9 protein-coding genes and 1 pseudogene are annotated in these 8,263 nt (G+C 70.5%); 1 reads left to right on the top strand and 9 read right to left on the bottom strand.

Annotated elements, in window-relative coordinates; all coding sequences use genetic code 11:
* Positions 1–149: 149 nt before the first annotated feature.
* Positions 150–260 (top strand): annotated as a pseudogene (locus VGZ23_11945) (BBE domain-containing protein).
* On the opposite strand, the gene VGZ23_11940 reads toward VGZ23_11945, so the two are convergent.
* The 9 genes from VGZ23_11940 to VGZ23_11900 all read right to left on the bottom strand — a co-directional run bounded on the left by VGZ23_11940 (position 257) and on the right by VGZ23_11900 (position 8,259).
* The gene (locus VGZ23_11940) at positions 257–814 is read right to left on the bottom strand and encodes a cytochrome c-type biogenesis protein CcmH (protein HEV2358303.1); all 558 of its coding nucleotides are present in this window, start codon (positions 812–814) and stop codon (positions 257–259) included. The pseudogene VGZ23_11945 and the gene VGZ23_11940 sit on opposite strands and share 4 nt — an antisense overlap.
* The gene (locus VGZ23_11935; GenBank protein ID HEV2358302.1) at positions 804–1,163 is read right to left on the bottom strand and encodes a YerC/YecD family TrpR-related protein; all 360 of its coding nucleotides are present in this window, start codon (positions 1,161–1,163) and stop codon (positions 804–806) included. Before VGZ23_11935 ends, VGZ23_11940 begins: the two co-directional genes overlap by 11 nt.
* A gap of 65 nt (positions 1,164–1,228) precedes the next feature.
* Positions 1,229–1,921: a hypothetical protein gene (locus VGZ23_11930; protein HEV2358301.1), complete on the bottom strand. Its 693-nt coding sequence runs from the start codon at positions 1,919–1,921 to the stop codon at positions 1,229–1,231.
* Between the two features lie 172 nt (positions 1,922–2,093).
* Positions 2,094–2,801, bottom strand: a complete 708-nt coding sequence (locus tag VGZ23_11925; protein ID HEV2358300.1) for a hypothetical protein — start codon at positions 2,799–2,801, stop codon at positions 2,094–2,096.
* Between the two features lie 165 nt (positions 2,802–2,966).
* Entirely contained in the window at positions 2,967–3,266 is a 300-nt protein-coding gene (locus tag VGZ23_11920; protein HEV2358299.1) for a hypothetical protein, read from the bottom strand.
* Between the two features lie 457 nt (positions 3,267–3,723).
* Positions 3,724–3,981 carry a DUF1272 domain-containing protein gene (locus tag VGZ23_11915; GenBank protein ID HEV2358298.1) on the bottom strand — a complete coding sequence of 86 codons (258 nt, stop codon included), beginning with the start codon at positions 3,979–3,981 and terminating at the stop codon, positions 3,724–3,726.
* A gap of 37 nt (positions 3,982–4,018) precedes the next feature.
* Complete coding sequence (gene leuB, locus VGZ23_11910; protein ID HEV2358297.1) at positions 4,019–5,083, bottom strand: 3-isopropylmalate dehydrogenase; 1,065 nt, start codon at positions 5,081–5,083, stop codon at positions 4,019–4,021.
* Between the two features lie 11 nt (positions 5,084–5,094).
* A complete protein-coding gene (gene cimA / locus VGZ23_11905) occupies positions 5,095–6,717 on the bottom strand; it encodes a citramalate synthase (GenBank protein HEV2358296.1) in 1,623 nt (540 codons plus the stop codon).
* A 6-nt stretch (positions 6,718–6,723) separates the two neighbouring features.
* Entirely contained in the window at positions 6,724–8,259 is a 1,536-nt protein-coding gene (locus VGZ23_11900; GenBank protein HEV2358295.1) for a 2-isopropylmalate synthase, read from the bottom strand.
* Between the last annotated feature and the right edge of the window lie 4 nt (positions 8,260–8,263).

Raw genomic sequence — 8,263 nt, 5'->3', positions numbered from 1 at the left:
GGAGCGGCTGCAGCGCCTCTGGACGCTTGCCGACCGGCCGGGCACTCGACGAGACGAAACAGGACAGAGCGCCGTCTCTCGGTAACACCCCTTTGAGGCATCACTCGACTCTTCGGTAACACTTAGTTTTGAGGCATCACGCGGCGCCGGCGAATTACGCCCGGCTTGTGGAGCTCAAGCGCCGGTCCGATCCCGGCAATCTGTTCCGTATGAACCAGAACATCGCGCCCGGATGCCCGCGCGGCGCCAGGGTGCGTTAAAGGCGGTCGCGGGCCTCGAGTTCGCGGGCGAGCCGGGCGAGCTCCCAGTCGGCCGGAGGCTGCTCCGGCCCGGGCCGGAGACCGCCGCCGGGATCGGCACCGTCCGCGACCGTCCCGGGCGTCTCCCCGCCGGAGGCCGGCGGCCCGCCCGACGGCGCTCCGGCGCGCACCGTCCACCAGCGAATGCACAGAACCGCGATCGCCAGCCCCGCGACCACCCCGGCCGGCGGACCGAGATACAAGAGCAGCGAAAGCCCGCGGCGGGGCGGCTCGGCGAGCACCCCTTCGCCGAACTGGCCGACGAAGAATTTCAGGATGGCGGCCGGTGTTTCGCCGGCCTGGAGCTTCGCGCGGATGACGTCGCGCATGTCGCGGGCCACCGCGGAGTCGCTCTCCGCGACGGTTTGTCCCGCGCAGACCGGGCACATGAGTTGCCTCGCCACGGCGTAGACGCGATCGTCGAGCGTGTCCGCCCGCGCGACGGAGAACCCGGCAGCCGCGACCCAGAACGCCGCGGCGACCGCCGCGAGGAACAGCCGACGGCTAGGCTTCACGATGCCCGGCGGTGCGGCCGTGCCGCCGGAGCCGGTCCAGCACGAGCGCGTAGCCGTCCGCGCCGTACGTCAGGAACCGGCTGACGCGGCTGATCGTGGCCGACGAGGCGCCGGTCCCCTCGGCGACCTGCTCGTACGTCCGGCCGTCGGCGAGCATCCGCGCCACGGCGAACCGCTGCGCCAGCGCCTTCAACTCCCCGATGGTGCAGAGATCTTCGAAGAACCGGTAGCACTCGTCGGCGGTGCGGAGCTGCAGCACCGCCCGAAAGAGGGCGTCGGTGTCCCGGCCCCGCAGCTTGGGGTTCACCACCGCGCGTTCGCGCCGGCGGCCTCGCCCGCGATCGTTCATGCGCTCTTCCCCATGCGCCCGTGTTCTCTGATGCGCTGATGCGTGAAACTGCGGGCGGAGTTCGGTCAGAGCCAGTGCTCCACCTCCTCCGCCTCGCCGGCCAGGCCGAGATCGCGCAGCGCGGCGGCCGCCTCGGCGACCGCTTCGAGCGCGTCGGGCCGGCCGGCCGCGATGGCCACGCGGGCGCGCGCCCGGGCCACCCGCGCGGCGAGGTATCGGTTCCCGGCGGGCACGGCCCGTGCAGTCCGGCGCAGCAGGTCGTCGGCCCGGTCGATCGCCGCCCTTCGAGGCGGCTCCCCGGCCACGAGCGCCATCGCCACGTCCGCCTGGAACGCCGCCAGTCCCTCCGCATCCCGCGCCGGCCACCCCGAGAAGGCGGCCGCGGTAAGCCGGTCGGCCTCTCGAGACAGGGACCGGACATCGGCCCCCGGCCGCACGGCGCCGAGCCGCCGAAGCAGCAGCGCCTTCACGGCTCGCGCGTGGGGAACGTCGTCGTCCAGGTGAAACCGCCGGGCGAGCGCCAGCGTCCGGTCGCACGCCTCGATCCCCTCCTCGGCGGCGCGCACCGCCTCGTCGCCCTCCGTCGCCTCCGCCAGATCGCGGTACGCGTCCTCGAGATACGCGCGCAACGGCACCGCGGCCGCTTCCCCCGACCGGCGGCGCACGATGTTTAACAGTTCCTGCACGAGCACGATCGCCCGCCGGACGTCGTCGGCCCCGCGCCGCAGGCGCAGCGCAATGGAGAGCCCGAGCAGCACCGCCTCGCGATCCGCGACCGATGCACCGGTGGAATCGGGCCCGGCCCGGCGCAGCCACCGCTCGGCGTCCTCGAACGCGGCAATCGCGTCCGGCAGATGGCGTGCGCCCTCCGCAAAAAACGCACGAAGGGCGCGCCACCCGTCCGCGGCCCGCGTGCGGGCGGCGGTCTCGTCAGGCTGCGGAAGCGAGCGCGGCGTCCTCCGGGTCCCGCCGGTCGAGGACCAGCACTCCGGCGACCAGCGCGGCGACGACGATGACGTCGAGAACGGTCCAGACCAGATTGGAGTATGCGCGCAGCTCATACAGCAGGCCGAAGGCGAGAAAGACGGTCTGGACGAAGATCGCGGTGCAGAGATACACACCGGCGCGCCGCCGCATCATGCCGAACGCCGCCAGCGCGGTCGATGCACTGTTCACGGCGACGAACGCCAGTTGCTGAATCAGGGAAACCAGGAACGTCGAGGCCGAACTGATCGGCAGCGCGCGCGCCATCAGCGCCAGATGAATGACCTGGTACGCGCCGACCGCCGCGAACCCGGCTCCCGCCGCTGCGCCGACGCGCACCGCGCTGTGCTCGCGTGACCACGTCCACACGAGCAACGCCGCGGCCAGGGTGAACACCTCGTTGACGGCCGCGGTCACGAGGACGCCGACGATTCCCGCGCCAAACGTCATCGCGATCGCGTCGGGACCCCACCCGAAGGCGGTGGACAGCAAGAACTGGATGGACGCTGTAAGGAAGACCGTGAGCGGGAATGCGATGCCGCCGGCCGCGAAGGCCACGAGCAGCCACGGGCGCCAAAACCGGCCGCGGCCCGCGACGGCGAGCGTCGCCAGCCCGTAGCCCAGGGCGATCGCGGCGGCGGCGGCCATCGTCAAGAGGCGAAATCCGTGCGCACGACACGATTGTAGGCCCGCCGCACGGGCAAATGCAAGCGAAGCGAAACGCCGGGTAGTGTCCTAATTTTTAGGACACTACCGAAACGCCGGTTGCGGGTGACGCCCCCCCACGTACGCTCGACGCGGCGTCAGGCGCCAAGCACGCTATGGTTTCGCCTGTGTGAGCGCCAGGGGGATCGGGGACGTCTCATGTCCGACCTCGCCCACCTGAAGCACCAAATGCTTGGCGGCGGCGTCGATCACGAATACCACATCTCCCTCTTTGGAACTCTGCAGACCGACAATAAGGTTCGGAGCGTCCTCGGGCTCGCGCGGCACGTCATCCACAATCAGGCGGAAATCATTTCCGAAAAAGTTCAGGCCGGGGTATCGCACACCCGTGACGCGGACCTTGAATGTCACGGTGACCTGATCGAACGACCGGGGGGCCACGCGGGCCTGCAAGATCTTGTAAGCTCCCGCCCCGGCGGTCGCTTCGGCTCCCGCCGGAAACGTGACGGCGTACCGCGCAGACGAGGCGGAGATCACGGGGGGAGCGGGGGTCGTGGTTGAGTCGGGGGCAGCGGGAACTGTTGAACCCGCCCGCGGCGTTCCCGAACCACCTCCGCCGCCCGGAAACATCCCGGCTTGATGCAAGCCAACGATAAGGCCCGTTACGGCCGTGATCAGGGTGGCTGCCGCCTTCAATATGCCCGGGAGGGTCTGCCACCATCTCCGCATGCTGGTTCCCCTCGTTCCACGGGGCTTTGTTCGCGTTTGCGGCCGGCCCGGCGCCGCCGTTGTTGCGATCGGGTCCTCACCGACGGCGACTACCCACCTTTAGTATAGACGATCCGGAGGCTCTGTTCTCGATAGTGACGGCCTTCACGCCGCCACTACCGAAACGCCCGGCCGGCCGGCTCTAGCCGGCCGTGGCCGCCTGCCGGCACCCCTGCGGTTTGACGACACGCACGGTCGACGCCGGGTACTCCGCCGTCTTGGCGGCGGGGCGGATCGGGCGCGGGACGAGATTCCCTCCGCAATTCGGACACCGGCCCGCGAGGGTGTGTTCCGCGCACTCGCGACAGAACGTGCATTCGAACGAGCAAATCATCGCGTCGGGAGCCGACGGCGGCAGGTCCTTCCCGCAGCATTCACAATTGGGTCGCAGCTCGAGCACGGCCGGCCCTCCGGGGTGAACCGGGATGTGCGCGCGTTCAGGAGAGGCGCGCGAGGACGGCGTCGGTCATCGCGGCCGTCCCGAGCGCCGGGCCGCTCCCGGCCATGTCGGCCGTCCGGCAGCCGTCTTCGAGCGCCTTGATCACGGCCGTCTCGATCGCCGACGCCGCGGCTTCGTGTTCGGCGCCGTACCGGAGCAACAGCGCACCGGTCAGGATCGCCGCGAGCGGATTGGCGATGCCGCGGTCGGCGATGTCGGGCGCGGTGCCGTGAACGGGCTCGAACAGCCCCGGCGGCGCGTCGCCGAGGCTCGCCGACGGCATGAGCCCGAGCGACCCCATCACGCCGGCGGCCTCGTCGCTCAGGATGTCGCCGAACATGTTGTCCGTGACGACGACGTCGAACTGCCGCGGGTCGCGCACCAATTGCATCGCGCAGTTGTCGACCAGCATGTGGTCCAGGGCGACGTCCGGAAACTCGCGGCCGACCTCCGTCGCGACGTCCCGCCAGAGCCGCGAGGTTTCCAGCACGTTGGCCTTGTCGACGGAAGTCACCTTGCGCCGGGGGCGTGTGCGGGCGATCCGGCACGCCGCCCGCACGACGCGGCGGATCTCCCCGGCGGAGTACGGCAGCGTGTCCTGCGCGGTGAGCTCCTCGCCCTCGCCGGCGCGCGACTGCGGGCCGAAATACAAGCCCCCGGTCAACTCCCGGATGATGAGGAGGTCCAGACCCTCGACGAGCTCGCGGCGGAGCGGCGACGCTCCCACGAGCGGGCCGCGCACCACGGCCGGTCTCAAGTTCGCGTACAGGCCGAACCGCCGCCGCAAGGTGAACAACGCCTGCTCCGGGCGCAGGTGGCGCGGTCCCCGGTCCCATTTGGGACCGCCGCAGGCGCCGAGCAGGATGGCGTCGGAGCGGGCGCACAGCGCGATCGTCTCGTCCGGAATCGGCGTGCCGCGCGCATCGATCGCCGCGCCGCCGGCGATGCCCTGCTCGAATGACAGCGTGATCTCGAACCGGCGGCCGGTTTCCCGCAGGACCCGAACGGCCTCGGCGATGACTTCGCGACCTATCCCGTCGCCGGGGACGACCGCGACCTGCATGGCCCGCGCGGTCACGAAGGCATGCTCTCGCCAGCCGTCCCCGCCGCCGACCCCACGCCGTGCGCGCCGGGCTCGCGCAGCAACACGAACTCGAGGCTGTCGACCAGCGCTTGCCACGAGGCCTCGACGACGTTCTCCGAGACGCCGACCGTGCCCCAGGTCCGGACCCCGTCGGTCGACTGGATGAGGACCCGGACGCGGGCGGCGGTGGCGGCATCCGCGTTCAGGACGCGCACCTTGTAGTCGGTCAGGCGCACGCGCTGGATCGCGGGATAGAACCGGCCCAGGGCCTTGCGCAGCGCCCGGTCGAGCGCGTGCACCGGGCCGTCACCCTCCGCCGCGGTGTGCTCTTCCTGGCCGTCCACCGCCACCCTGATGGTCGCCTCCGCCGCGCAGACGCCGCCGCGCTTTTCGACCGTAACGCGCAGGCCGAGCAGCGCAAACGACGGCCGGTGCTGCCCCATGATCCGGCGCATCAGCAGCTCGAACGACGCCTCCGCCGCCTCGAACTGGTACCCCTCGTGTTCGAGCCGCTTCAGCTCGGCCAGGATCTCGCGGATCTCGGGCCGGTCGCGCGACAGGTCGATGCCCATCTCCTTCGCTTTATACAGGACGTTGGCGCGGCCCGACAGGTCGCTCACGACGACGCGCCGCGCGTTCCCCACGGCCTCCGGGGCGATGTGCTCGTAGGTCGGCGGGTGGGCCATCACCGCGCTGACGTGCACGCCGCCTTTGTGCGCGAACGCGTTCATCCCCACAAACGGCTGGTACTCGTCGGCGGCCATGTTCGCCAGTTCGGCGACGTAGCGCGAGACCTCCCCGAGCCGCACAATCTGGTCCTCGGCCACGCAGCGGTACCCCATCTTGAGCTGCAGGTTGGGGATGATCGAGACGAGGTTCGCGTTGCCGCAGCGCTCCCCGATGCCGTTGATCGTGCCCTGCACGTGCACGCACCCCGCGTCCACGGCCACGAGGGTATTGGCGACGCCGAGCTCGCCGTCGTTGTGCGCGTGGATGCCGAGCGGTCCCTCGACCGCGCGGCGGGCCGCGGCGACGCCGGCCTGGATCTCGCGCGGCAGGCGGCCGCCGTTCGTGTCGCACAGGACCACCACGGACGCCCCCGCGCGCTCGGCGGCGCGGAGCGTAGCGAGCGCGTAGTCGGGGTTGGCCCTCCAGCCGTCGAAGAAATGCTCCGCGTCGTAGACGACCTCGATGCCGCGCGAGCGGAGGAACCGGACGGACTCCTCGATCATGGCGAGGTTCTCCTCGGGCGTCGTCCGGAGCGCCTCGCGTACGTGCAGGTCCCACGACTTCCCGAACAGCGCCGCGGCCGGCGTCCCCGCGGCGAGGAGCAGGTTGAGGTTCTCGTCATGCTCGGCGTAAGTCCCGGGGCGGCGCGTGCTGCCGAACGCCGTCAGACGCGCGTGCCGCCACGCCCGTCCGCGGGCGCGCTCGAAGAACTCCATGTCTTTCGGGTTGCTGCCCGGCCAGCCGCCCTCGATGTAGTCCACCCCAAAGGCGTCGAGGTGCTCGGCGATCCGGAGCTTGTCGTCCGCGGACAGCGTGATGCCGGCGCCCTGGGTGCCGTCCCGCAGCGTGGTATCGTAGAGCGCGATGCGCCCGGCGTTCGGCATCGCCGTCTACCCGTAGGTATTGCTCATCCAGTGCTGGCGCTCGTAAATGAGCTTGTTGATCGCGGCGAGATAGGCTTTGGCGCTGGCCTCCAGGACGTCGGTGCTCGTCCCCCGCCCGACGAACAGGCCGTCGCCGTCCCGCACCTTCACCGTGGCTTCGCCCATGGCGTCCGTCCCGCCGCTCACGGCCTTGATCGCGTAGTCGGCGAGCGTCGGCGAGAGGCCGACGATCTTGTTGACGGCGTTGTAGATCGCGTCGACCGGCCCGTCCCCGCTCGCCTCCTCGGTGAACAGCTCCCGGCCCCGCGCCAGCGTGACGGAGGCCATCGGCGGCAGCGTGCTGCTCGTCGACACGTGGAAGGCGCGCAGCCCGTAGGTCTGCGGGGCGCCCTGGACGTCGCTCTCGACGAGGGACAAGATGTCCTCGATCGAGACCTGCTTCTTCTTGTCGCAGAGCACCTTGAACTCGACGAAGGCGCGCTCCACCTCGGCGTCGCTTAGGCCGAGGCCGTTGTCCGCCAGCATCTTCTTGAACGCGTGCCGCCCGGAGTGCTTGCCGAGCACGAGCTTGTTGCTCGGAATGCCGATCGTCTGCGGGGTCATGATCTCGTACGTTTCACGGTTCATGAGCACGCCGTGCTGATGGATCCCCGCTTCGTGCGCGAAGGCATTGTCGCCGACGATCGCCTTGTTGGGCTGCACCGGCACGCCGGCGATCGCGCTGATGAGCCGGCTCGTGCGATAGATCTTGGTCGTGTCGACGCCGGTCTCGAACCCATAGTGGCCCCGCCGCGTGTGCAGCGCCATGACGATCTCCTCGAGCGCCGCGTTGCCGGCGCGCTCGCCGATCCCGTTGATGGTCCCTTCGATCTGGCGCACGCCGACGCGCAGCGCGGCCAGCGAATTGGCGACCGCGAGCCCAAGGTCGTCGTGACAATGCACGCTCCAGACGGCGCGGTGGGCCCCCTTGGTCCGCTCGATGCAGAACTGCAGCAGCGCCGCGTACTCTTCGGGCGTCGCGTATCCCGTGGTGTCCGGTACGTTGATCGTCGTGGCGCCGGCGTCGATTGCGCCCTCGAACACGCGGACCAGGAACTCGGGATCGGACCGGCTCGCATCCTCCGCGGAGAACTCGACGTCCTCCACCGACCGGCGGGCCAGCCGGACCGCCCCGACCGCCGCCTCGTACACCTCGTCGGGCGTCATCCGAAGCTTGTGCTCCATGTGGATCGGCGAGGTGGCAATGAACGTATGGATCCGCGGCCGCTCCGCTTCCCGGACGCCGTCGATGGCCGCCTCCACGTCCCCCCGGTTGGCGCGCGCCAACCCGGCGATGATGGGGCCGCGCACCTCCCGCGCGATCAGCTGCACGCCTTCGAGATCCCCCGGCGAGCTCGCCGGGAACCCGGCCTCGATCACGTCCACCCGGAGGGCGGCCAGCGCCCGCGCGACTTCCAGTTTCTCCTGCGTGTTCATCGTGAAGCCGGGCGACTGCTCCCCGTCCCGCAGCGTCGTGTCGAAGATCCGGATCATCTCGCTCATCGCC

Source organism: bacterium, assembly GCA_035945995.1.
Taxonomy (GTDB): Bacteria; Sysuimicrobiota; Sysuimicrobiia; order Sysuimicrobiales; family Segetimicrobiaceae; genus DASSJF01.
The sequence above is the reverse complement of the archived record's forward strand: the minus strand, read 5'-3'. Positions and strand labels throughout refer to the sequence as shown.